The organism is Porphyromonas pogonae (assembly GCF_036320655.1).
GTDB classification, from domain to species: Bacteria; Bacteroidota; Bacteroidia; order Bacteroidales; family Porphyromonadaceae; genus Porphyromonas; species Porphyromonas pogonae.
In genome coordinates, this window is record NZ_CP143258.1 from 1,591,038 (window position 1) to 1,616,177 (window position 25,140).

Genomic DNA, 25,140 nt, shown 5'->3' on the forward strand with positions numbered 1-25,140 from the left:
TTCGTTTACTTATATGTTTGAGTAATCAATGTAGGAAAATTCTTAGTTAGGAATGCGTTAATATACGTTTTATCATCATAATCCATCCTTTCACTCATAAGCAAAATTTCTTGCATTTTATATCTCAGCAGGAGATAAGTGAGTGAGTTTGGAATCTTATTCGAGATAGGTTCCAGTAGCTTGATAATAGGTAGTAGCGTATGCCGAAATAATACATCATGGGAGGCTAATTCATCCAAATAAAGTCTATGGTAGCGATACCAAAAGTTTCGGAAAGCATTAAGAACATCTGTGTTGGAAATCAGTCCATCATATAAAAACCTTCGACTTTTGGATAACCTTTTGTCCCAACCGCTCCAATCGAATTGTGACGAAGCTATGGAGACTATCTGTTCCAATTTGTGGAGCTGATCTTCACCTCCATGCTCAGCAAAGCTCTCATTGTTTAGAAAAGTAATAAGTGTACAGTAATAGTATAAGATGGCTGATAAGTTATTACGCACATTGCTCAATTCATTACTACTCTCTTTGAGGTCGTCAATATTGAAAGCAATATCATCATCTTTGATGTTTAGCAGGGGTGTATAATAATCTGAATTGTACACAGGTCTGAGTGCAGACACAACCAAAGAAGCTTTGATATTACCCAAATCATCCATTTGGGTTAAGGTAAAGACAAAGTTAGCATTAACCTTTTCTTGTTGTAAGAATTTGGTCTCAGTCCAAGTATTCAGATTGATATAATCACTAATTTGTCGTTTCAGTTCATTTATCAGTGTTGTAGATGCATTGTTGGTGTATTTCACATCGAGGCTTACCGTCGCCTTGATCTCCTGACCATATAGAGGACGATACTGCAATGCTATTGCAGTCAATAAGAATATGAAGCCTTTGCAAATGATTTTCATCGAATAACCTTCTCAATATAATCTACAATATCTTGTGCAACATGCTCTTTTGCCTTAAGCTCATAAACCTCTTTATTTCCACTTTTATCAAAAATGGTGATAAGATTAGTAGAATGTCCGAAGCCTGCCCCTTCATGTTTGAGAGAATTGAGTACGATCATATCCAAATTTTTATTCCGAAGCTTCCTTTGTGCTTCTTCTTCTCCGGAAGACGTCTCCAAAGAGAACCCTACAAAATATTGCTTATCTGTCTTTTCTTTGCCAAATGTTGCTGCTATATCAGGATTCTTTATCAATGAGATATTTATTTCGTCTTTTGGCTCGCGTTTCATCTTCTCTTCAAATGATATAGACGGTCTATAATCGGCAACTGCTGCACTAAAAACGGCAATATCAGTTGTGGAAATATATTTTTTACAAGCTGCAAGCATCTCTAGAGCCGAAGTTACTCGGATTATTTTGATGTTTTCATCTTTAGGACTCAATGAACTTGGGCCCAAAACCAAAGTAACATCGGCTCCTCTATCTCTAAATTCATTAGCTATGCATATCCCCATTAATCCTGTGGAGTGGTTGCCGATGAAGCGCACCGGATCAATGTTTTCATATGTAGGTCCTGCTGTAATCAGAATTTGTTTCCCTTGCAGACTTTGCTTTTTAGCAAAATGCGATTTCAATCTCTCTACAATCACTTCCGGCTCTTCCATGCGTCCTTTGCCCACTAAATGGCTGGCTAACTCTCCTTCACCAGGCTCAATGATGATATTTCCTCTGCGCTTGAGAATCTCAAGATTCTCCTGAGTACTTGGATGAGCAAACATATCAAGATCCATAGCCGGTGCGATAAAAACATCGGCTTTGGCTGAGAGGTAGGTTGTTATGAGCATATTATCGGCAATGCCATGAGCCATTTTACCTATTGAGGCAGCTGTAGCAGGAGCTATCAGCATAGCATCTGCCCACAATCCTAAATCCACATGACTATTCCATGTCCCATCTCTCCCCGAAAAGAATTCACTGATCACCGGTTTTGATGTCAATGCAGATAATGTAATAGGAGTAATAAACTCTTTACCGGCGGGAGTGATTACGATCTGAACTTCTGCTCCCTCTTTTATTAAAAGTCTTGTCAGCACCGCAGCTTTATAAGCAGCTATGCTTCCTGTTATCCCTAGAACAATATGTTTACCTTTGAGATTACCCACGAGTTAGATATTATTAGCGAGTCTGATACGTGTAAAACAATTTTTGGTGTCAAGCGTGAAATTGGATTGCATGATCCAACCGTAATAACCCGGATCTTTCTGTAAAACATCCGTAGCCTTCTGTCCTCTGTATTTACCAAAATTAATAACTTCTTCTGACTTATCATTATACACAAGACAACCTGCAAAGTCAACGTTATTATTAAATCTGGAGAAATCTGATAAGAATGCTACATCGTTCTCCAAATCTTCATATTTATCCAGTTGCCCCTGCAATACTTCATAAGTAGCATAAGTGTCTGCCTCAGCAGAATGTGCGTTTTCAAGAACCTTACCACAGTAAAACTTATAAGCAGCTTCCAGTGTACGTTTCTCCATTTTGTGGAATATTGTCTGCACGTCTATTAATTTCCTCTTGGAGAAATCTACATCAATACCTGCTCTCAGAAATTCTTCCACGAGCATCGGTACATCAAAACGATTGGAATTGAACCCAACAATATCACACCCTTCAATCCATTGATATAAGCTTTTAGCCACCTCTTTAAATTTAGGGCAGTCTTGTACATCTTCGTCCGTGATTCCATGGATAGCTATACTTTCTTTGGGGATAGGCATATCCGGGTTAATTCTTCTCGTTTTGGTTTCTTCCAATCCATCAGGACTAACCTTGAGTATAGATATTTCTATAATTCTATCGTTGGATAGATTAACCCCCGTAGTCTCGAGGTCAAAAACTATAATAGGATTTTTGAGTTTCAGTTTCATTATTCACCGATAAGTTTCATAGGGATAATAAGATTACATAGTTCTATGCCATCTTCATTCTCATTAGGGTATATGATTCCAGCTCTTGTCTGGTCTGCAAGACATATAGTAACTTCTTCTGAAGTAATATTCTGTAAGATAGTCTGGAGCATATTAGAGTCAAATCCTATCCTGATATTGATGTCCTCTTCTACACATTGGCAAGGAACATGCTCTTCTGCTGCTACAGAGAAGTCTATATCATTTGCCGATAGTTTGATGTCATTATCATGGATTTCCAGTCTTACCATATTGCTAGCTTGGTTAGAGAACACAGCCACACGTTTAGAGGCAGAAAGAAGGAGCTGTTTGTCTACAACAATATGGAATGGGTTATTCTCTGGTATTACACTGTTATAGTTGGGATATCTTCCCTCCAGCAGACGAGAAGTAAGAGTGAATCCGGACAATTCGAAATGTACGTATTCATAATCATAGCTCACTTTTGCCTCCTTGTCCTCTTTGGGTAGTAATGTGCGAGTCAAGAGCATACATGCTTTTTTAGACAGAGAGAAAGAGGTATGTGTGGGACTCTTGATGTTATTATTGGTATGCTTTACCAAGATTCTTCCGTCAGAAGCAACAAACACGAGTTTATCTTCGTAGAAATCCATATATACTCCCGTCATGATAGGACGTCTTTCGTCTGTGCTGGATGCAAACAATGTTGATAGCAAACCATCTAATAACGCTTTGGGATCAATTACCGTTTTTTCTGCGGTGGGCTTTAATTCCTTAGCAATGGGGAAAGTCTCGTTTGACTCCACTACTAAGCTGTAGAGACCATTGTTGTAAGTAATGGAGGCCTCCTTGCTCTTTATATTTATATCAAAAGTAATGGGTTGATCAGGCAGCTCCTTAATGGCTTCCAGTATCATTCTCTCCAATACCGTAAAGGCTCCATCTTCTCCCTGATTATTTACTTCAAGTTTAGTCGTTATTCGGTTACCCATGTCAGCAGCAGTCAGTGTAAGCTCATTTCCTTTGAGCTCAAACTGAATGTTACCCAGGATAGGCATGGTCATGGTACTTTTAGGAGAAATTACTCTGGCAACAGCTTGTAGGTGCTGTAGAATCTCATTACTTGCAACTGTAAATTTCATAATTTATTCCTCTATATGGGTTTTTGTTTAATTTACAAATATAATCATTTATGGGCATATTCATTGAGTATTTCCGCTAAGACTATATAGTGTATAATACATATTTTATGCTTTTGATAATTTGGGTACTCATTGTGTCTATAGGAGGATTATTGTATGGTAAGAGATCCTGCCAATTATCTCGCAAGAAAGCCAAAACCGGAGGTGAAATTATAAAGCTTTAGGTTAGATGATAATATAAAAACAGGCGACAAAGAAAAAACTTTGTCGCCTGTTTTTGTTGTCGGGGTGACTGGATTCGAACCAGCGACCACACGCCCCCCAGACGTGTACTCTAACCGGACTGAGCTACGCCCCGATTGCGTTGCAAAAGTAAGACATTTTTATTTATCCGCCAAAGGTTTCACGATAGAAATCAAGGCCTTTTTTCAAAATTTCTTTGTCTTCTATTTCAATTGCCTTTGTTTCACCGGGTTGTGCAAGGCCGATGAAACTAATTTTATTTCCGGCATTTTTCTTATCATGCGTCATATATCCTATGATGGAATCATAGTCCTTGCAGTTATAAGCATAAGGTGAAAAATTTTCTCTGCAAATTTGAACTAATTGATAGAGTGTTTTCGTAGATGTCCCTAGTAGTGATGACGTCAGATATAGTTCTATGATCATGCCTATTGCTACCGCTTCCCCATGTTTGAGTGGGGCAAGTTGCTTATAATGGCTGAGGCTCTCAATGGCATGTCCAAAGGTATGTCCGAGGTTTAAGATTTTTCTCAAACCACTTTCTTTGAAGTCAGCAGCTACAATAGACTCTTTGAAAATTACATTTTCAGCAACAATGTCTTTCCATTCTTCTCCTGTAAGTGCAAGGGGATCCGTCATGCAGCATTTCTTCCAGCTTTCCATCCCACCCAAGAGTGCATGTTTGATTACCTCTGCATACCCAGAGAGCAAATCAGGAATAGCTTGCGTGCTCAAGAAGCAGGTGTCAATTATAACTTCTTCCGGCATATAAAATACACCTATGATGTTCTTTATCCCTTGGTGATTTACCCCTGTCTTCCCTCCTGTAGAAGCGTCTACCATGGCCAAAAGGGTTGTGGGGATGTTAATTGTTTTAATCCCCCTCATGTAGCATGAAGCTACATACCCCCCCAAATCTGTAACGACTCCGCCACCGATATTTACCAACAAGGACTTTCTTGTTGCTCCTTCAGCTATAAGCCATTCCCATAAATCTGTGGCTGAGTCTATGCTTTTTGACCTTTCAGAAGCTTCGAATACCTGCAAGTGGGTAGGGTGTAACATGGATAAAATATCTTTTAATGCCCCCTCCTTATGTAGATTATAAACCTGGCTATCACATAATATAAATAGAAAGTCGTGAGGTATCTCTGCAATTGCAGAGATACACTCACGACCCAATGAATTATATATGACGCGCATGATATTACATTATACTATGGCATTACATCACACCTGCTTCTTTCAGCACCGCATCTATAGCTTCTTTCAAGCCCGCACTGTTTTTGCCGCCTGCTGTAGCAAAGTGTGCTTGGCCTCCGCCACCTCCTTGAATAAGTTTGGAAGCGTTTCTTACCAGTTGCCCTGCATTGAGCCCTTTTTCGGTGAGGTCTTTGGATAGCATCACGGTGAGATTACACTTATCTTTGTCCGATGTTCCGGCTACAAATATAAATGAGTCTTGCGGAGCTGTTTCACCTGAGATCTGAAAAGCAAGATCTTTTACCTGATCAGCAGGCATTTCATCATGCAAGGTATAAACTCTTATGCCATTCTCTATAAAGTGTTTAGAGATAATTTCCGCTTTTACAGAGGCTATGCGCGCTTTGGCAAATCCCTCAACTTCTTTTCGGAGCTGTGAGTTCTCTTCCATTAGTTTTTGGATACCTTTGAGCAGGTTGGGGTTGTTATTGAAGAGCCCTTTGACTTCGTTGAGCAAATCTTCCTGCTCGTAAATATACCTTTCTGCACCTTTACCCGTAACAGCTTCAATGCGTCTTACTCCCGCAGCTACAGAGCTTTCAGAGATAATGCGAAAAGATCCTATCATGCCCGTCGAGGGGATATGTGTACCTCCGCATAATTCTACCGATGTACCATATTTAAGCACACGTACTTCGTCTCCATATTTTTCTCCAAAAAGAGCCATAGCACCCATAGCCTTAGCTTTTTCTATGGGTAGATCTCTGTATTCTTCCCGTTGCAAATCCTTTCTTATTTTAACATTGACTAGCATTTCTACTTCACGAAGTTCTTCTGCTGTCACTTTAGAAAAATGTGAGAAGTCGAATCTCAGAACTTCCGGGCTTACAAATGATCCTTTTTGTTCTACATGATTACCCAGCAACTCGCGCAATGCCTCGTGCAATAAGTGTGTTGCAGTGTGGTTGGCTTCTGCTGCACGTCTTTTTTCCTGATCTATCACAGCGAAGAATGTCTCATCAATGTTCTCTGGTAGTTTGTTCATGAGATGAACGGCTAGGTTATTTTCTCGTTTGGTATCGAATATAGCATATTTATTGCCTTCTTCATCTTGCAGATAACCACTGTCACCTACTTGTCCACCCATCTCAGCATAAAACGGGGTAGAGGTCAAAACTACTTGATAATACTCCTTATTTTTCTGTTTTACTTGTCTGTATCTGATGATTTCAGTATCACTCTCGGTCAAATCATAACCGACGAACTTACTTTCGCCTTCATGTACACTCACCCAGTCTCCCGCATCAACAGCGGCAGCGTTGCGTGCACGTTCTTTTTGCTTCTGCATTTGCTCGTGAAATCCCTTCTCATCCACGGTCATCTTATGATCTTCCAGGATGAGTGCCGTCAAGTCCAGAGGGAAACCATAAGTGTCATAAAGTACAAAAACGTCTTCACCATTGAGCATTGTTTTGCCAGATAGTTTGGCCTCTTCTACTTTTTTGTCCAAGAGGCGTATTCCTGTTTCCAGAGTGCGCAGGAAACTTTCTTCTTCTTCTTTCACCACCTTCTCAATGAGCGTTTTGTTGGCTTGCAGTTCGGGATAAGCATCGCCCATTGTTTCGATAAGAACCGGTAGCAGACGGTACATGAAGGGAGCCTTTCTATTTAGGAAAGTATAGCCATATCGTACTGCACGGCGCAGGATACGACGGATCACGTAACCGGCTTTGGCGTTTGATGGTAGTTGCCCGTCGGTAATGGCAAAAGCTATGGTGCGTATATGGTCAGATATAACACGCATGGCAATGTCTGCTTGCTCCTCCTTGCCGTAAGTGATTCCTGTCATAGTGCTTAGCGCATCTATGAGGGGGGTGAATATATCCGTGTCGTAATTGGATGTCTTGCCTTGGATGGCCATGCAAAGCCTTTCAAATCCCATTCCCGTATCAATTACCTTTTTGGGTAGGGGTTCCAGGCTACCATCTGCTTTACGATTAAATTGCATAAACACCAAATTCCATATCTCTATTACTTGCGGATGGCTTTGGTTTACCAATGTGAGCCCATCTACCTTTTCCTTTTCAGCCTGAGGGCGTATATCAATATGTATTTCCGAGCAAGGTCCGCAAGGTCCTGTGTCACCCATTTCCCAGAAATTATCATGTTTGTTACCATTGATAATACGTTCTTTGGGCAAGAATTTTGCCCAGATATCAGCAGCTTCATTGTCTCGTTCCAGTTTGTCCGATTCGGCTCCTTCAAAAACTGTTACATAAAGAATATCCGGCGATATCTTCAATACATCTGTAAGAAACTCCCATGCCCATTCTATTGCTTCCTTCTTGAAATAATCCCCAAAAGACCAGTTGCCAAGCATCTCAAACATAGTGTGGTGGTAGGTATCGCGTCCTACTTCTTCCAGATCATTGTGTTTACCGCTCACTCGCAGGCATTTTTGCGAGTCCGCCACACGGGCATATTTTGCTTCTGTATTTCCCAGGATAATATCCTTAAATTGGTTCATACCTGCATTTGTAAACATGAGTGTGGGGTCTCCTTTGATCACCATAGGGGCGGAAGGAACGATGTGATGCTGTTTGCTTTCAAAAAAAGCTTTGAATGAATCTCTGATTTCTTTAGATGTCAACATATTAATTTAATGCAATGTCTTTTTTTATTTGAATACAAAAATAGGCTAATTTTACGGATATGCGTTTTTCGAACACACTTTTTACATTCAATTATAGCTACTTGGCAGATAATAAGATTATTAAAATAACTGAACAAGAGGGGCAAACAACTCAGTAGTGCATCAATAGATGGTGCAATGTTATTATCACTCATGCATATACAATCATTTTACCACGCTATTTTAAAAAAATTATCTGTTTGTCCTATGGCTTTCTTTTTTATTTTTATAATTGTGTATTTTTGTGGCAAATTATATTGCACTGTAGCAATATTTAAAATTATAGGATGGGAAATATAGCTTCTAATGTCTTTGCAGACACTAAGCCTCATTATAATATTCTGGATGGATTGCGAGGAGTTGCGGCACTGATGGTATTGATTTATCATGTGTTTGAGGGTTTCTCTACAAGTCCTGTGGATCAGTGGTGCAATCATGGATATCTGGCTGTCCAATTCTTTTTTATACTCTCAGGCTTTGTTATAGGTTATGCTTATGATGACCGCTGGAAGCGAATGGGTGTTGGAGAATTTTTCAAAAGAAGGCTTATTCGTTTGCACCCTATGGTAGTAATGGGGATAATATTAGGAGTGGCTGCGTTTATCATCCAAGGTAGTGTAAAATGGGATGGATCTCCTGTATCTATTTCTTATGTGATATTGGCAATGCTGTGTACCCTTTTTATGATTCCTGCAGCACCCGGGTCAGCCATTGATATCAGGGGCAATGGAGAGTTGTTCCCATTGAACGGACCTTATTGGTCTTTGTTTGTGGAATATATCGGCAATATTTTATACGTTTTATTTCTACGGCATTTATCCAATCGTATTTTGACTATACTTGTTGCTATTACAGGAGTAGGTATGGCGTGGTATGCCATAGGCAATGGCTCTGGTTATGGGCATTTGGGGGTGGGGTGGACGATGGACAATCATTATCTCGAAGCAGGCATTCTTTCTATGACTTTTTGTTTTTCGATAGGTCTACTAATATCAAGAGTATTCAAACCAATACATATCCGTGGGGCTTTTTGGATTTGTAGCCTAGCTGTGATTATTTTGACATCCATACCACATTTGGGAGGCACTCAAATGCCATGGTTAAACGGAATTTATGATACAATCTGTGTTGCAGTCTTGTTTCCTTTGGTAATCTGGGTGGGTGCATCGGGCAAAACAACAGATACTAAATCCGCTGCAATCTGTAAATTTTGGGGTGATGTCTCTTATCCTATGTATGTGGTGCATTACCCTTCGATGTATCTCTTTTATGCATGGGTCTGGAACAATGGCTTTACATTGCGACAAACTTGGGCTGTTGGCTTGACGCTGATTGTTGGTAATATAATCTTGGCATATTTCTTCTTGAAAGTATATGATATCCCGGTACGAAGATGGCTTAGTAAAGTCTGTTTGACCAAGAAATAGAGGCCATAAGCTTTTATTCCTATTGTTTGGATATAGCTCTATTCAGATCAGACAAAGTGTTGCATGGCGTAAAGTTTGCATCATATTCTTGGTTATGTGAAGGTATTGACCCTTCTACGCCATAGGTTTTATCCGAAATAATTGTTTGCAGTATATTGTCGTTTTAAGGAAATAATCTTACATTTTGTCAGCTTTTATTGTATTATGATGCTACTTCATGTTTTCAGACGTTATCAGCAATCGAGGGTACTTGACAAAGGGTGATTCATGTTGTATCTTTGTAATTGAATTTTTTATATCCTTTATTGATAACATAACTTAGAGACAAATTAAGACTAATTTATACAGAGGTAGCAATTATGAACACTATGACAAATAATACCTTGCGGATAAATGAAGAGTATGGGTGCCCATCCTTGAATAAGTGTGATGTATTGCAGTTCATCGTTTCCAGACCTTGATCTCTTAAACATTGTAGAAATCATTATGATTATCATAATCTTATACAGTTTTTTTGCTGTCCTCTTTCACAGCAAATAATGTACTTTATCCTTCCAACTTCACTTATCTTTGTCCGATCTTTCATAATAGGTCATCAGACTCATCCTATACGATCGATAACTCTATCCTATACGGACGATAGATTTATGTATACGGACGACAGACTTATCATACACGGATGATTGACTCATCATAATAAAATTACTGTTAGTGCCCTCATGTTTCTTAGATCTATGCTTTTCTGTGAAAAATATTATTTAACCAGAATATATAATTCAGTTTTTCATTTTAAGAATGAAATATGACGATTGCCTTTATTTAGCTATCTTTTTCAGTGGGTCATTAACCTAAAAAAGCCTTTTCTTATTTAGACTTTGTGCAAATAAGCTATACATTGTAACTAAGCCACCATTGATTTTATTGAAAATACCTATTTATTTAATTTACTTACAATGGCTATAATCAAATGATTATGCAGATTCTTTGGGAGCAATAGGGGGAGGTGTATTTTGACATTTTGACCGGGTAGAGAAGGTAAAGTGCAAGGCGCTAAGAGTGAGTGCACAGGGAGTTTACTTCAGGTAAATGACCAAGCGCGAATCTCGCAAGCAACGAAGCAATTGGCCTGCTGTGCAACGGTCTCCAAAAGTGACTTCCTGTTGTGTCCTTAGTAATACCTTATTCAAAGTGTAGATGGGTATGATGAGCAAACATCTTTATATGTAAAATAAAAAGCGGGTGCGACAAAATAGAAATTTTGAAACACCCGCTCCACTGAAAATATATAATTAATAGGCAAACGTAAATCTTAAATAAGATGGATACGGTGGCTCATTGCTTGGGAGCGCATATCCTGTGGCCATATGCTCGACTGTATCTCTCCAATATGAGCTTTACGAAGATAATACATGCACAGGCGTGACTGACCTATACCACCACCGATAGAAAGGGGGAGCTCTTCATTGGCAAGTCTTTGATGAAAATAAAGATTCAATTTTTCTTCTTGTCCTCTAATGCTAAGTTGTTGCTTTAGGGTCATGGGATTCACTCTAATTCCCATCGAGGAAAGTTCCATGCCTTTGGAAAGGATCGGATTCCAGATGAGAAGATCTCCGTTGAGCCCTACATAACCGTCTTCGTTGACAGAACACCAGTCATCATAGTCAGGTGATCTGCCGTCATGAGGTTCACCATTGGAAAGAGAGGCTCCTATGCCTATGATAAAAACAGCTCCGTATTTTTCACATATAGCATCTTCGCGTTCTTTAGCTGATAATTCGGGGTACTGCATGAGAAGTTCCTCGCTATGAATAAATTTGATGCTCCGAGGCAAGCAAGGCTCAATACTGGGGAAAAGTTCGTAAACCATAAATTCGGTTCGTAACATGGCTCCATAGATTCGCTCAACAATATCTTTGAGAAATGCCAGAGATCGCTGTTCAGGTGTGATTACCATTTCCCAATCCCATTGATCTACATATAGAGAATGGAGATTGTCAAGTTCTTCGTCCGCTCTGATGGCATTCATATCCGTATAGATGCCATATCCTTCTTTAATATCATATTCAGCGAGCATGAGTCGTTTCCACTTGGCTAGGGAGTGTACAATCTCAGCACACTGCTCATTCATGTCTTTGATAGGAAATGTTACGGGTCTTTCTATACCATTGAGATCGTCATTGAGACCAATGCCTTTTTCTACAAAAAGTGGAGCCGTAACTCGTCGTAGTCTTAGCTCTGAAGAAAGGTTGGCCTGAAAAAAATCCTTTATACTTTTAATACCGAGTTCGGTTTGTTTGAGGTTTAGGAGAGGTGAATATCCTTCCGGAATATACAATTTTGACATAAAAAATAAATTACTAATGAATGACAAATATAGTAATAATTAATTTCAAATAGTTGCTATTTGTGTCTTAATTTGACCATAATGATTTTATTTTTCCTTTCTGGGTGTGTTATTGTTTGTATATTATATGTTTATATGTGAGTTTTGATATTTGTGTTTATTGCTTGGTCAATTTTCATCTTACCACCTCAATGTAAAGCTCGTGCAATGTAGTGGTCAATCTAATTATGAAGTTGTGCAAGGAACTATTAGAAATAATATCCGATTGGGGCACCCTAATCATTGAAAAGAGGTATAACAGGCCTATATGTACCTTTTATGCAATTGATTTATTATATGAGACCTTTGCATGGTAATTTGGCGAAAAATAGTATCGTAAAAGCTTGTATGTTAGCCATATATTTAGTATATTGTAGTATAAAATTCAGTAGTTTATTATGGCAAACAAGCAAAAAAACACACAAGAAGAGGATGTAACCTTTGGAGACATTCTTTATCAGAGACGATATCGTAAGGTTCAAAATGAATTTTTGAATCAAATTGACCAATTGATTGATTGGCGCCCCATCCGTACGTTGATCAATAAGAAATATACGAAGAGACAGAATGCAGTTGGGGCACCTGCCTATGACGTGATACTTCTTTTTAAGATGTTGCTTTTGGAAACGTGGTACAATCTCAGCGACGTTGCCTTGGAGGAGCGTGTAAATGATTCCATTTCTTTTTCTCGCTTTTTAGGATTGAAGCTGGAAGAGGTTTCACCGGATCACAGCACGGTGAGTCGGTTTCGTACCTCCTTGACAGAGCTTAATCTAATGGATCCACTCTTAAAGATGTTTAACAAGCAATTATCCAAGCATCATATTTCAGTAAGAGAAGGCGTATTAGTGGATGCAAGTATTGTAGATACCCCCCACAAGCCTAATGGCTGTATCACGATTGAGGTGGCCGAGGATCGTGAAGATACACGTAGCGAGGAAGCTAAGAAGGCGGAGGCGGATTATCAGAAAACCGTGGTTCGTCAGCGCAAAGGAACCGATGAAGAAGGCAGATGGGTGTACAAGCATGGATACCGGTATGGATACAAGAAACATGTGATGACGAATGTTCAAGGGATAGTTCAAAAGGTGATTACCACTCCTGCCAATCGTAGTGATACGAAGGAGTTCATCCCACTATTGGAAGGAGAGGAAATTCCCAAAGAGACACCTGTTCTTGCGGACAAAGGCTACGCCTCGCGGGAGAATAGAGCATACTTACAAAGTCATGGATTACGAGATGGGATAATGCACAAGTCTCATCGAAATAGACCGTTAACGGATATGCAGAAAGCCTTTAATAAATCTATAAGCCCTATACGAAGCACTATCGAGCGTACCTTTGGAAGCATCTGTAGGTGGTTCCATGGAGGGCGATGTCGTTACCGAGGGTTAGCAAAAGCACACACTCAGAACGTTATCGAAAGCATCGCCTTTAACCTTTATCGGACTCCGGGGATAATTGTGTCCCATTGTGTCGGATAGTGTGAGAAAGCCCTCTTCGGAGCCCCTCTTTGGAGCTCCGAAGGGGGAAGGGGGGCATGTTCCGATAAATATTTCCGGGATTTCGATCAGTTTTCACCCCAGTCTACCCATCCTTTTTTACCCTTTACATTTTTCAAAGGTCTCTATATTTAGAGTCTGGGTTGTTTTCTTATGAGGGATTAATAACTAAATTTGCATCCATGAATCAGTATTTAGATCTTCTTCGACACATTCAGGATAATGGCAGTGTGAAGTCCGACCGCACCGGTACTGGCACTAAAAGTGTATTTGGCTACCAGATGAGATTTAATCTGGAGGATGGATTCCCGTTATTGACGACCAAGAAATTACATTTGAAAAGCATTATCTATGAGCTTCTATGGTTTCTTAGAGGCGATACGAATGTAAAGTACTTGCAGGATCATGGTATACGTATCTGGAATGAATGGGCTGACGATCAAGGTGATTTGGGGCCTATATACGGATACCAATGGCGATCTTGGCCTGATTACAACGGAGGCTATATTGATCAGATTAGCCAGATTATAGAGCAAATAAAACATGAGCCGGATAGCAGGCGCATCATCGTGAGCGCATGGAATGTGGCCCAATTGCCTGAGATGCATTTGGCTCCTTGTCACTGTTTCCTGCAATTTTATGTCAATGAGGGGAAGCTCAGCCTGCAACTGTATCAAAGAAGTGCAGACGTATTTTTGGGGGTTCCTTTCAACATCGCATCTTATGCGTTGTTGCTCATGATGATAGCACAAGTTACCGAGCTTAAGGTCGGTGAGTTTGTGCATACTTTGGGCGATGCACATATCTATCTCAATCATTTGGAGCAAGTAAAGTTACAATTGTCACGTACACCACGTGAGTTGCCTGTGATGACTATAAATCCTACAGTAAAGAATATATTTGATTTCAAATACGAAGACTTTGAGTTGGAAGGGTACGACCCTCATCCGCACATACCCGGTGCAGTATCAATTTAAGCAAATGATGTAATCATGAAGATTTCAATTATTGTAGCAGTGGCTGAGAATAATGCCATAGGTATAAACAATAAGATGCCATGGCATTTGTCCAATGACCTTAAGCGGTTCAAGTCTATAACTTCCTCACATATTATTATTATGGGTAAGAATACTTATTATTCTTTGCCCAACGGAGCTTTACCCAATAGAGAGAATCTTGTGTTGTCGTCATCTTTGGATAGCTTGCCGGATGCTCAATGTTTCAAAAACGAAGAAGAATTGAAAAAATATCTTCTTACTCGTAACGATGATGAAGTATTTGTGATAGGCGGTGGCAAGATATATCACTCTATGCTCCCTCAGGCTGACAAGATGTATTTGACGGTAGTGCACAAATCTTACCCTGAAGCTGATACATTCTTTCCTGAGTTTGATAGGAATGAATGGGAAGTGCTGGAGCAACAATATATACCGGCCGATGATAAAAACGATGAGGCAAGTACTTATTACGAATTAGAACGTAAAAGAAACTAAGAAAAATAAAAAGATATATGCAAAAGCCATCAATACCCAAAGGGATGAGGGACTTCGGAGCAAAAGAAATGGCTCGGAGAAATTATATATTCAACACCATAAAAGAAGTATATGCCCTCTATGGTTACAATCAGATAGAAACACCCACAATGGAAAACTTGTCCACTTTGATGGGCAAATACGGAGAAGAGGGAGATAGGCTGTTATTTAAGGTGCTCAATTCGGGAGATGTACTCAAAGACTTCTCCACAGAAGAGCTCTGTGAGAAGAACTCCTTGCGCTTTGCATCCAAGGCTTGTGAAAAGGGATTGAGGTACGACCTCACTGTTCCTTTTGCTCGTTATGTGGTGATGCACCGGGAGGAAATATCTTTTCCTTTCAGACGTTTCCAGATACAGCCGGTATGGCGTGCTGATCGACCACAGAAGGGGAGATATAGAGAGTTTTACCAGTGCGATGCAGATGTCATAGGATCGGACTCCTTGATGAATGAGGTAGAGCTTATCCAAATTATCAATGAAGTATTTTCCAGATTAAATATTTCGACTAAAATACTACTCAATAATAGAAAAATACTCACCGGTATAGCAGAAGTAGTAGGTGAGGCCGATAGAATTGTAGATATCACTGTAGCAATAGATAAACTCGATAAGATTGGTCTTGAGAAGGTGAGTCAAGAACTTATTGATAAAGGTTTTGCTCAAGACACGGTGGATAAATTGCAGCCTTTGATCAGTCTAAGTGGTGACAATAATGAGAAACTGGAACAACTGGAAGAGCTGATACAAACTTCTGAGATAGGACTCAAAGGTATCGAAGAACTACGCTACATCCTTAATTATATCCAAAAGCTACCCATGCGCTCTGAGCTGGAGATTGATCTGAGTTTAGCACGAGGGTTATCCTATTATACGGGAGCTATTTTGGAGGTAAAAGCCACGGATGTACAGATGGGTAGTATTACCGGAGGCGGTAGATACGACAATCTTACCGGTATATTTGGTTTGCCGGGACTATCTGGTGTAGGGATCTCCTTCGGAGCAGATAGGATTTATGATGTGATGAATGAATTGGACTTGTTCCCTCAAGAAGCAATTGTCTCGACTCAAATTCTTTTTGTAAATTTCGGGAAAACGGAGGAAGAATATCTGGTGAGTGTAGTAGCTCGGTTGAGAGGTAAAGGGATACGTGTGGAGTTTTACCCCGAATCAGCGAAAATGAAGAAGCAAATGAGCTATGCAAACAATATGCAGATACCTTTTGTTGCTCTTGTAGGCGAAGAAGAAATTAAACATCAAGTAATTAATCTTAAAAATATGATCACCGGTGAGCAAAAGACCATCACAGAGCAAGAACTCATGGAAATGTTCGCTGAAAAATAGAATAGATATCACATACGATACGGTTTCTTTTATTCAAAAACGGGAATCAGATATATATTGAAATGGAAATCTCACAGAAAACTACTGCATATAAATTATTGTCCGATATAAATAACCCTTCTGACCTCAGGAAACTACCGGAAGAGCAACTGAGCATCGTTTGTGATGAGTTGAGGTCATTTATACTCAAAGTATTATCGGAGCATCCCGGACATTTAGGGTCAAGCCTTGGTGCCATTGAGCTTACGGTGGCTTTGCATTATGTTTTCAATACGCCCTATGACCGTATTGTGTGGGATGTAGGCCATCAGGCTTATAGTCATAAGATACTGACAGGAAGGCGAGACTCCTTCAATACCTTGAGGCAATGGGGGGGGATATCAGGCTTTCCGTCTCCTTCGGAAAGCGAATATGATACATTTGCAGCAGGACATGCGTCAAACTCAATCTCTGCTGCTTTGGGGATGGCTGTAGCTGCCGCAAAAAAGAATGAGGATCGCATGGTTGTAGCTGTGATAGGAGATGGTTCTATGACAGGGGGACTGGCTTTCGAAGGGTTAAATAATGCATCTTCATTTCCCAACAATCTTATCATTGTGCTCAATGACAATAATATGTCTATTGACAGGAACGTAGGAGGTCTCAATCATTATATGGTAGACCTTATCACAAGTAAAACCTACAACACTGTTCGATATGATGTATATAAAGGTCTGAAAAAGCTCAAATTGATTGATGAATCCAAGAGGAAAAGCGTTCAACGGTTTAATAACAGTTTCAAGGCGCTTCTTTCAAAGCAGAGTTCATTTTTCGATGGGTTTTGTATTCGTTATTTTGGCCCTATTGATGGACATAACGTACATCGTCTGGTGCAGGTCCTTACTGATATAAAGTCGATGAAGGGACCCAAAATATTACATGTAAGTACAATAAAAGGTAAGGGATATGCTCCTGCAGAAAAGCAAGCCACAGTATGGCATGCTCCGGGATTGTTCAATGTCTCTACAGGAGAACGTGCCCCACAAAAAGAGACCGAGCCTCTGCCTCCTCGGTATCAAGATGTCTTTGGACAGACTTTAGTCGAATTTGCTCGTGAGGATGAACGTATTGTGGGTGTAACACCTGCTATGCCTACAGGATGCTCCATGACTTTTATGATGCGGGAATTCCCAGATAGAACTTATGATGTAGGAATTGCCGAAGCTCATGCTGTGACTTTTTCCGCAGGTCTCGCCAAAGAGGGCATGATTCCTTTTTGCAACATATATTCTTCTTTCATGCAGAGAGCATATGATCAGCTGATTCATGATGTAGCTTTGTTGAAAGAACATGTGATATTCTGTTTGGATAGAGGAGGGCTTGTAGGTGAGGATGGTGCTACTCATCAAGGGGTATTTGATATTGCATATTTGAGGTCGATACCCAACATGGTTGTATGTGCACCCATGAATGAGGTGGAACTCCGCAATCTTATGCTCACGGCATATCAATTCCAAGAGGGGCCTATGGCTATAAGGTATCCGCGAGGTAGAGGTGTGATTGTTGATTGGAAGCAACCTCCTCGGGCTCTTCCTATAGGTAAAGGATGTGTAATCAGAGATGGTAACAAAATTGCTTTTTTGAGTATAGGACACATCGGAAATGAGGTAGTAAAAGCTTGTGAGTTACTGTATGAAGCAGGTTATACTCCGGGACACTATGATATGATATTTGTAAAACCTCTTGATGAAGAGCTCCTGAGACAAGTGTCATCGCAGTATCAAGCTGTGATTACAGTGGAAGACGGATGTCTAAAAGGCGGTATGGGATCTGCTGTAGGCGAATTTATGCTTGACAATGATCTTAATATTAAGATGAGAAGGATAGGGGTTCCGGATGAATTTATTGCTCACGGTACTCCTCGGGAACAATATGAATATTGTAAGATGGATGCCCGGTCTATATATGAGGTGGCCATTGAGCTTTATAATCAGTTATAACAATATGTGCCGCGGATAAAACTCTCAAACAAAACAAGAAATGCGAATCGTTATTGCCGGAGCCGGTGAAGTGGGAACGCACTTGGCAAAAATGCTATCACACGAGGATCAGGATATTATACTTATAGACTCTGATCCGGACAGACTTGCTTTTGCAAGTCGGAGACTGGAACTAATGACTCAAGTAGGTAACCCTACGTCCTTGATAGATCTTCAGGAAGCAGGGATCAATAAGGCTGATCTTTTTATAAGTGTTACTCCGGAAGAGTCTACTAACATTACTGCTTGTATGTTGGCATCAAAACTCGGAGCCCAAAGAACCATAGCCAGAATCAATAATCATGAATATCTTCAAGGTGATAATCATGACTTTTTCGAGGAAATGGGAGTAGATTCAATGATCTATCCTGAGGAATTGGCTGCAATTGAGATTGTATCCACCATCGGTAATCCATGGGCAAGGCAATATATCGAATTATTCAACGGCTCTATTGTCTTAATAGGAGTCAAAGTCCGTGAGGGAGCTCCGTTGGTTGGAAAATATCTGCACGAGCTTCATAAAGACAATAATAAGATGTTTCACATTGTGGCTATAAAGAGGGATTTTGAGACTATTATTCCATCAGGTTACAGTCAGGTGCTTCATAATGATATTGTCTTTTTTACATGTTCACCGGATAGTATTGAAGATGTAAGAAGAATGGCAGGCAAAAGGAATCCTGCTGTAAAAAAGGTAGTGATTATGGGAGCTAGTCGCATCGCACTCAGAACCATTATGCATCTGCCTTCCCATATCAAGGTCTGCCTGATAGAACAGAATAAGCAGAAATGTTTAAATCTAAGCTCTGTAGTGCCGTCGAATGTGGAAATTTATCACGGAGATGGACGTGATCCGTTGATCTTGAAGGAGGTAGGATTGGAAGAAGCTCAGGTGTTTATAGCCTTATCGGAAAACTCTGAGACGAATGTTTTGGCTTGCCTTGCGGCCAAAAGATACGGTGTCTTTAAGACTATAGCCAAAGAAGAAAATATAGATTATATCCCTTTGGCATACCGCCTGGACATAGGCACCCTTATCAATAAAAAATTGATGGCTGCCGGACACATATATCGTTTACTGCTTGGTGTGGATACCAGCTCTGTAAAATGCCTTACTGTAGCCAATGCTGATGTTGCTGAGCTTATTGCAAAAAGGAACTCAAAAATAACCCAAAAGCCTATAAAAGACTATAAACTCAGTCCTAATATAACATTTGGGGGACTGGTGAGGAATGGCGTGCCTATGATGATCAATGGGGATACACAAATTGAGCCTTATGATCATGTGGTTGTATTTTGCCATGATATATCGATGAGCAAATTAAAAGATTTTTTTAGCTAATATTTATTATCTCTGGTTTATGTGGAAGATTAATGGCAGATTTATTTTCAAGATTTTGGGAATAATGTGTTTGATTGAAAGCGTCTTTGTCCTTCTTACCGTTGCTGTAGCATTGATATATAGAGAAGACGTGATGCCTTATTTTTCCACGGCCATGTGTATGGTTATAGCAGGAGGTCTCTTTATTCTTATGGGTAAGAAGACCGATGAGTCTAATGTGAGTACTCGCGAAGGCATGCTTACAGTGACCCTTACATGGATAACACTATCTCTCTTTGGGATGATTCCTTTTCTGCTTTCGGGCGTGACCGATAATGTCACAGATGCTTTTTTTGAGACGATGTCCGGGTTTACAACTACAGGAGCTACTATGTTTCCTCAAGTATCCTTTTTCCCAAAAGCTCTTTTGTTTTGGCGTAGCATAATACAATGGCAAGGAGGTGTAGGGATCGTTGTGTTTACTGTAGCTCTACTACCTCTTTTCAATGGTGGACAAGCCAGCCACTTATTTAACTCAGAATCTACAGGAATAACTCACGACAGATTCTTACCCCGTATTACTGAGGTAGCCAAACGGCTATGGGGGGTATACATTGCCATTACTTTAGTCTTGATCGTATTACTTCTGATAGGTCCCATGAACCTCTTTGAATCCGTGTGTCATGCATTTACCTGTGTAGCTTCCGGGGGGTACTCCACAAAAGATAATAGTATCGCGGATTTTAACTCTCCTTACACGGAGTATGTGCTGTCTGCTTTTATGTTTATCAGTGCCTTGAATATTACGCTTCTTTATTTCTCTTTTACAGGAAAGCCATCTAAGTTATTTAAAGATGAAGAATTTAGGACATATGGTATTTTTGTGACAATATGTATTGTAATATGTACTTTATGGCTATGTCGCTTGAATATGTATGATACTTTTGAGAGTAAATTTAGACATGCGCTTTTTCAAGTTATGACCTTTGCATCGAGTACGGGATATACTACTGCAGATATAAACCTGTGGCAACCTTTCTTTTGGATGATGGCTATAGTAATGATGTCTATCAATGGCTGTGCAGGTTCTACCTGTGGCGGCATAAAGACCGGACGTTTTCTTATTCTGATCAGAAATCTGGGTAATGAATTTAAGAAACGTACACACCCCAATCTGGTAGTATTGGTGAAGCTCAATGGACATCAAATCCAAAACAGCGTGGTACATCAAGTAATAGCTTTTATATTCTTGTATATTTCATTGATGATTACCGGAGCTATGATCATGATGTTTGATGGTTCTCTGTTTGCTGACAGTATTGGTGCTGCAGCTGCATGTATCAGTAACTCCGGCCCCGGAGTGGGGGCTTATATGGCTAATATGGCATCGGCAGGAGTATTATCAAAATGGGTATTGAGCTTCCTCATGCTTGCAGGGAGATTAGAAGTGTTTACAGTGATGAGTATATTGTCCACTTCATTCTGGAGAAGATAAATCTTCCTTAAACCCTGTCGTCTCTGCCTTTTATTTCTTACTATCTATTTTAGCTTATCTGCCAGTATTTCTTCTGCTATAGCGACAGACTGTGTGCACGGTACTTTGAGATTTTGTTTAAGGTCCTTGCATGTCACTCCCCCTAATCTTTTACGGAATTCCTCCTCTATTTCTTGTGCTTTAGCCGAGTCATTTATAATTTGTTTGGCCGCGTATAAAGCTCCGCATATTCCATTTTCGGCACGTCCGCCTCCTTTAGGACGATATTCTAATTCTATAGTCTCGTCAGAAAGTTTAGTAATATCTTGAAAAGACTTTTGTATGGCCTGAGCACAGTTCCAGTGGTTACTTTCATTATGAAAAAACTCTAAGGATTTGTTCCTGTTCATGTCGTGATATATTTATGTACTGTAAATTTAGTAAGAATATTAATAAGAAATTCGCTTTACAGCTCCAAAAAGCCGTAAAGCGAATAGATATGATGTGAAAGCTATTTTATTATAAACTATAGCTTGCTTTGCTCGAGTTCTAGTGTCTTGGATGGTTTATCGCAAAGCTCAGGACCTCCAAAATATTGTATAGGACCAGGGTAGATGTAACATACATCTTGTGCCCAAGTATCTCTATTTGCAACAAAATACTTGAACGGATTTCCATTCAGATCCACAAGTGCTTTTTGAATAACAGGCTTCAATTCACCATGACGACGCTCCATATTCATCATCATTGTGGTAGGGATACCTCCTGCAATCCACTCTTCAGAAGGAGCTGTGGTATTCATGATAGAACTCATATAACCTGTAACTCCCGCTGCTGCCAAACATGCAGCATTACGCCCCAAAGCATAGCAATAGTCTGAATCGAAGTTTGATGGCATAGCACAACGGCCTTCATATCCGAAGAAGTGTGTGATTGTGGAGAATTTTCCATTGTATTTACCTTCTTCATGCCACTTATCAAGCCTAGCTTTTACCATCTCGGCAAGGAGCTTTTCTGTTTCAATAAGAGATACCTGTACATTACCATGAGGATCACGATCCAAAGTCAGCTGACGTGCAACCAATGTTGGTAAGCTTGAGTAGATAGCCGAATTCTTGGCAGAAAGTTTTCTTATTACATATTCTCTCTGTTTCTTGGCTCCGATAAGTTTGAATTCGGCCTCGTGTGATGCCATCAAGTCATTGAGTTCTGCAATAAGATGTTTCATAGCAGGGATAAACTCAATTAGCCCCTCAGGAATCAAAACCGTACCGAAGTTCTCGCCTTTAGAGGCTCTTTGCGCTACGATTTCTGCAATATAAGTAACCACATCGTCCAAGGACATGTTGTTAGCTTCTACCTCTTCAGAGATGATAGTCACGTTGGGTTGGACTTGTAAAGCACACTCAAGAGCTATGTGCGATGCTGAGCGACCCATTAGCTTGATAAAGTGCCAGTACTTGCGTGCTGAGTTACAGTCACGCTGTATATTACCTATCACTTCACTGTAAACTTTGGTAGCTGTATCAAAGCCGAATGATGTTTCGATTTGATCATTCTTTAGGTCTCCGTCAATAGTCTTTGGGCAACCCAATACCTGAACCGGTGCATTGATAGACTTGTAGTATTCGGCCAATACGGCAGCGTTGGTGTTCGAATCATCACCACCTATGATAACCAAAACAGAGATGTTGAGTTGTTTGAGTATCTCAAGACCTTTGTCGAATTGTTCTGTTTCTTCAAGTTTTGTACGTCCCGAACCTATAATATCAAACCCTCCCGTATTACGGTATTCATCAATAATATCAGCTGTGAGCTCTATATATTTATGTTGAACCAAACCATCGGGGCCCATCAAAAATCCATATAGCTTACTGTCAGGATTGATAGCTTTCAGACCGTCAAAGATACCGGCAATGACATTGTGCCCACCGGGAGCTTGACCTCCGGATAAGATTACTCCACCATGAATGGGAGTGTTGTGTTGCTTTTTGTCCGAAGCTTTGAATGTCAGTTTAGGTAAACCATAAGTGTTAGGAAATAAACGTTTGATATCTTCCTGATCACTTACACTCATCGTATTCTCTCCCATCACGGGTTCTACTGCACCCTGAAGTGCTTTAGGCAACTTAGGAGCATATTTGCTCCTGGCCTCTTGCAATGGACTTTTTACCATAAATATTTAATGCTTATCTATATGTTTTTAAAAGTTCTTTTTAAGCATTACAAATATCGCAAAAAATATTGGAAATACAGTTAAGTAAGTGTTTCTTATTTTAGTTGTTGTCTAAGATATACTTCAATCTCTTTACAACATTTACTTAAGTCATCGTTTATAAAGCAGGCATCAAAGTCTTTTGAATGGTTTATTTCAAACTCAGCTTTTCTGATTCTTTCCTCAATAACTTTGGAGGTATCGGTATTACGGTATTCGAGTCTTTTACGTAATGCATCGAGTGAAGGTGGTTTTACAAAAATGGTAAGGGCACTGGGACCATACATTTTTTTAATGTTAAGCGCCCCTAAAACATCAATATCTAAAATTACATTTTTATCAAGAGCGTGTATTCTTGTAATTTCTGATTTTAGTGTTCCATAAAACTTACCGGGATAGACCTCTTCATATTCGATAAAGTCTTCCTGAGCTATACCTTTACGAAAGGCTTCTTCTGTGAGAAAATAATATTCCACTCCCTCTTGCTCAGCTCCTCGCGGAGGTCTACTTGTTGCAGAAATAGAAAAGCAAAGATTGAGCTCTGGTACATTGGACATGAGGTAATGAATAATAGTGCTTTTCCCTGTACCTGAAGGAGCAGATATAATGATTATTTTTGACACGGCTATTGGGTTTTTATGAAGCATATAAACCGCCAAAATCCTAATGAAATTAGGGCATTGGCGGCTTATTGTGAATTAATGATCTATTTATGCTCTGTTTTGATGGCTTGTGTGATCTTATCTATCAATTCCTCCATCAATTCAGGATTATCTTTTACTGTTGATTTTGCAGCTTCACGGCCTTGTCCCAGTTTAGTATCGCCATAGCTAAACCAAGATCCGCTTTTTTTGATGATATTGAGATCCGTACCTAAGTCTATGATCTCACCTGTCTTGGATATACCTTCTCCATATACGATATCAAAATCTGCTTTTCTGAATGGTGGAGCCACTTTGTTCTTTACCACCTTGACACGTGTAAGGTTACCCAAAATCTCATCTCCATCTTTTATTGGTGTACTCTTACGTATATCAAGTCTTACAGAAGCATAGAACTTCAAGGCGTTACCTCCGGTAGTAGTTTCGGGATTACCAAACATTACACCAATCTTCTCTCTAAGCTGATTGATAAAGATGCAGGTTGTATTTGATTTGCTTACAGCACCTGTGATTTTTCGAAGAGCTTGGGACATGAGTCGAGCATGGAGACCTACACGGCTATCTCCCATATCCCCTTCTATTTCAGCCTTTGGAGTAAGGGCTGCCACAGAGTCTATTACAATGATATCTACCGCTGATGATCGGATAAGTTGCTCGGCTATTTCCAAAGCCTGCTCACCATTATCCGGCTGTGATATCCATAGGCTGCTTACATCAACTCCAAGCTTCTCAGCATATCCCGGATCGAAAGCATGTTCTGCATCAATAATAGCTGCTAGACCACCCGCCTTTTGAGCTTCTGCAATAGCATGAATAGCCAGTGTGGTTTTTCCCGAAGATTCCGGACCGTATATCTCAATAATACGGCCACGAGGATATCCTCCTACTCCCAAGGCTAAGTCCAAACCTATAGAGCCCGTAGATATTACACTTACCGATTCTACTTGGTTGGCTCCCATATTCATAATAGCTCCTTTCCCATGTACTTTCTCTATTTTTTCCATGGCCATCTTGAGTGCCTTCAGCTTGTTCTCATCAGGTTGTTTTTTATGAGTATTAGCCGACTCAATAGTTTCTTCAAACATATTAGTAGTATGAT

Annotated in this window: 19 protein-coding genes and 1 tRNA gene; 8 read left to right on the forward strand and 12 right to left on the reverse strand. The window is 40.0% G+C overall.

Annotated elements, in window-relative coordinates:
- Window positions 1-5 precede the first annotated feature (5 nt).
- The 7 genes from porD to alaS all read right to left on the reverse strand — a co-directional run bounded on the left by porD (window position 6) and on the right by alaS (window position 8,122).
- A complete protein-coding gene (gene porD / locus VYJ22_RS06130; protein ID WP_329903036.1) occupies window positions 6-908 on the reverse strand; it encodes a type IX secretion system protein PorD in 903 nt (300 codons plus the stop codon).
- The gene (gene coaBC / locus VYJ22_RS06135) at window positions 905-2,113 is read right to left on the reverse strand and encodes a bifunctional phosphopantothenoylcysteine decarboxylase/phosphopantothenate--cysteine ligase CoaBC (protein ID WP_329903037.1); all 1,209 of its coding nucleotides are present in this window, start codon (window positions 2,111-2,113) and stop codon (window positions 905-907) included. Before coaBC ends, porD begins: the two co-directional genes overlap by 4 nt.
- A 3-nt stretch (window positions 2,114-2,116) precedes the next feature.
- A complete protein-coding gene (locus tag VYJ22_RS06140; protein WP_329903038.1) occupies window positions 2,117-2,881 on the reverse strand; it encodes a 3'-5' exonuclease in 765 nt (254 codons plus the stop codon).
- The gene (gene dnaN / locus VYJ22_RS06145) at window positions 2,881-4,023 is read right to left on the reverse strand and encodes a DNA polymerase III subunit beta (protein WP_329903039.1); all 1,143 of its coding nucleotides are present in this window, start codon (window positions 4,021-4,023) and stop codon (window positions 2,881-2,883) included. Before dnaN ends, VYJ22_RS06140 begins: the two co-directional genes overlap by 1 nt.
- A gap of 283 nt (window positions 4,024-4,306) precedes the next feature.
- Window positions 4,307-4,381: transfer RNA gene (locus VYJ22_RS06150), tRNA-Pro, on the reverse strand.
- Between the two features lie 29 nt (window positions 4,382-4,410).
- On the reverse strand, window positions 4,411-5,469 hold the full coding sequence (gene aroB, locus VYJ22_RS06155) for a 3-dehydroquinate synthase (protein WP_329903040.1): 1,059 nt from the start codon (window positions 5,467-5,469) through the stop codon (window positions 4,411-4,413).
- Window positions 5,470-5,491: 22 nt separating this feature from the next.
- The gene (alaS, locus tag VYJ22_RS06160) at window positions 5,492-8,122 is read right to left on the reverse strand and encodes an alanine--tRNA ligase (protein ID WP_329903041.1); all 2,631 of its coding nucleotides are present in this window, start codon (window positions 8,120-8,122) and stop codon (window positions 5,492-5,494) included.
- 326 nt (window positions 8,123-8,448) lie between these two features.
- On the opposite strand from alaS, the gene VYJ22_RS06165 reads away from it, so the two are divergent.
- Complete coding sequence (locus tag VYJ22_RS06165) at window positions 8,449-9,588, forward strand: acyltransferase family protein (protein WP_329903042.1); 1,140 nt, start codon at window positions 8,449-8,451, stop codon at window positions 9,586-9,588.
- 1,309 nt (window positions 9,589-10,897) lie between these two features.
- Here the strand turns inward: VYJ22_RS06165 and asnA are convergent.
- Complete coding sequence (gene asnA / locus VYJ22_RS06170; protein WP_329903043.1) at window positions 10,898-11,935, reverse strand: aspartate--ammonia ligase; 1,038 nt, start codon at window positions 11,933-11,935, stop codon at window positions 10,898-10,900.
- Between the two features lie 437 nt (window positions 11,936-12,372).
- On the opposite strand from asnA, the gene VYJ22_RS06175 reads away from it, so the two are divergent.
- The 7 genes from VYJ22_RS06175 to VYJ22_RS06205 all read left to right on the forward strand — a co-directional run bounded on the left by VYJ22_RS06175 (window position 12,373) and on the right by VYJ22_RS06205 (window position 21,185).
- A complete protein-coding gene (locus VYJ22_RS06175; RefSeq protein ID WP_329903044.1) occupies window positions 12,373-13,458 on the forward strand; it encodes an IS5 family transposase in 1,086 nt (361 codons plus the stop codon).
- Between the two features lie 200 nt (window positions 13,459-13,658).
- Window positions 13,659-14,453 carry a thymidylate synthase gene (locus tag VYJ22_RS06180; protein ID WP_329903045.1) on the forward strand — a complete coding sequence of 265 codons (795 nt, stop codon included), beginning with the start codon at window positions 13,659-13,661 and terminating at the stop codon, window positions 14,451-14,453.
- Between the two features lie 15 nt (window positions 14,454-14,468).
- Window positions 14,469-14,969, forward strand: a complete 501-nt coding sequence (locus VYJ22_RS06185) for a dihydrofolate reductase (protein WP_329903046.1) — start codon at window positions 14,469-14,471, stop codon at window positions 14,967-14,969.
- Window positions 14,970-14,986: 17 nt separating this feature from the next.
- Window positions 14,987-16,351 carry a histidine--tRNA ligase gene (hisS, locus tag VYJ22_RS06190; RefSeq protein WP_329903047.1) on the forward strand — a complete coding sequence of 455 codons (1,365 nt, stop codon included), beginning with the start codon at window positions 14,987-14,989 and terminating at the stop codon, window positions 16,349-16,351.
- A 62-nt stretch (window positions 16,352-16,413) separates the two neighbouring features.
- Window positions 16,414-18,330, forward strand: coding sequence for a 1-deoxy-D-xylulose-5-phosphate synthase (gene dxs, locus VYJ22_RS06195; RefSeq protein ID WP_329903048.1), 1,917 nt, complete (start codon window positions 16,414-16,416; stop codon window positions 18,328-18,330).
- Window positions 18,331-18,370: 40 nt separating this feature from the next.
- Complete coding sequence (trkA, locus tag VYJ22_RS06200; protein ID WP_329903049.1) at window positions 18,371-19,711, forward strand: Trk system potassium transporter TrkA; 1,341 nt, start codon at window positions 18,371-18,373, stop codon at window positions 19,709-19,711.
- 19 nt (window positions 19,712-19,730) lie between these two features.
- Window positions 19,731-21,185, forward strand: coding sequence for a TrkH family potassium uptake protein (locus VYJ22_RS06205; RefSeq protein ID WP_329903050.1), 1,455 nt, complete (start codon window positions 19,731-19,733; stop codon window positions 21,183-21,185).
- 44 nt (window positions 21,186-21,229) lie between these two features.
- Here the strand turns inward: VYJ22_RS06205 and VYJ22_RS06210 are convergent, their stop codons facing one another.
- The 4 genes from VYJ22_RS06210 to recA form a co-directional block, all read right to left on the reverse strand.
- On the reverse strand, window positions 21,230-21,574 hold the full coding sequence (locus VYJ22_RS06210; protein ID WP_329903051.1) for a C-GCAxxG-C-C family (seleno)protein: 345 nt from the start codon (window positions 21,572-21,574) through the stop codon (window positions 21,230-21,232).
- 116 nt (window positions 21,575-21,690) lie between these two features.
- Window positions 21,691-23,340, reverse strand: a complete 1,650-nt coding sequence (locus VYJ22_RS06215) for a diphosphate--fructose-6-phosphate 1-phosphotransferase (RefSeq protein WP_329903052.1) — start codon at window positions 23,338-23,340, stop codon at window positions 21,691-21,693.
- Between the two features lie 95 nt (window positions 23,341-23,435).
- The gene (gene gmk / locus VYJ22_RS06220) at window positions 23,436-24,002 is read right to left on the reverse strand and encodes a guanylate kinase (protein WP_329903053.1); all 567 of its coding nucleotides are present in this window, start codon (window positions 24,000-24,002) and stop codon (window positions 23,436-23,438) included.
- A gap of 83 nt (window positions 24,003-24,085) precedes the next feature.
- The gene (recA, locus tag VYJ22_RS06225; RefSeq protein WP_329903054.1) at window positions 24,086-25,126 is read right to left on the reverse strand and encodes a recombinase RecA; all 1,041 of its coding nucleotides are present in this window, start codon (window positions 25,124-25,126) and stop codon (window positions 24,086-24,088) included.
- Between the last annotated feature and the right edge of the window lie 14 nt (window positions 25,127-25,140).

Coding starts and splice junctions, on each gene's coding strand:
- VYJ22_RS06215 (WP_329903052.1), bottom strand. CDS start 23,340: ATGGTAAAAAGTCCATTGCAAGAGGCCAGGAGCAAATATGCTCCTAAG.
- VYJ22_RS06180 (WP_329903045.1), top strand. CDS start 13,659: ATGAATCAGTATTTAGATCTTCTTCGACACATTCAGGATAATGGCAGT.
- alaS (WP_329903041.1), bottom strand. CDS start 8,122: ATGTTGACATCTAAAGAAATCAGAGATTCATTCAAAGCTTTTTTTGAA.
- VYJ22_RS06140 (WP_329903038.1), bottom strand. CDS start 2,881: ATGAAACTGAAACTCAAAAATCCTATTATAGTTTTTGACCTCGAGACT.
- asnA (WP_329903043.1), bottom strand. CDS start 11,935: ATGTCAAAATTGTATATTCCGGAAGGATATTCACCTCTCCTAAACCTC.
- VYJ22_RS06185 (WP_329903046.1), top strand. CDS start 14,469: ATGAAGATTTCAATTATTGTAGCAGTGGCTGAGAATAATGCCATAGGT.
- dnaN (WP_329903039.1), bottom strand. CDS start 4,023: ATGAAATTTACAGTTGCAAGTAATGAGATTCTACAGCACCTACAAGCT.
- VYJ22_RS06165 (WP_329903042.1), top strand. CDS start 8,449: ATGGGAAATATAGCTTCTAATGTCTTTGCAGACACTAAGCCTCATTAT.
- aroB (WP_329903040.1), bottom strand. CDS start 5,469: ATGCGCGTCATATATAATTCATTGGGTCGTGAGTGTATCTCTGCAATT.
- recA (WP_329903054.1), bottom strand. CDS start 25,126: ATGTTTGAAGAAACTATTGAGTCGGCTAATACTCATAAAAAACAACCT.
- VYJ22_RS06175 (WP_329903044.1), top strand. CDS start 12,373: ATGGCAAACAAGCAAAAAAACACACAAGAAGAGGATGTAACCTTTGGA.
- dxs (WP_329903048.1), top strand. CDS start 16,414: ATGGAAATCTCACAGAAAACTACTGCATATAAATTATTGTCCGATATA.
- hisS (WP_329903047.1), top strand. CDS start 14,987: ATGCAAAAGCCATCAATACCCAAAGGGATGAGGGACTTCGGAGCAAAA.
- VYJ22_RS06205 (WP_329903050.1), top strand. CDS start 19,731: ATGTGGAAGATTAATGGCAGATTTATTTTCAAGATTTTGGGAATAATG.
- VYJ22_RS06210 (WP_329903051.1), bottom strand. CDS start 21,574: ATGAACAGGAACAAATCCTTAGAGTTTTTTCATAATGAAAGTAACCAC.
- trkA (WP_329903049.1), top strand. CDS start 18,371: ATGCGAATCGTTATTGCCGGAGCCGGTGAAGTGGGAACGCACTTGGCA.
- porD (WP_329903036.1), bottom strand. CDS start 908: ATGAAAATCATTTGCAAAGGCTTCATATTCTTATTGACTGCAATAGCA.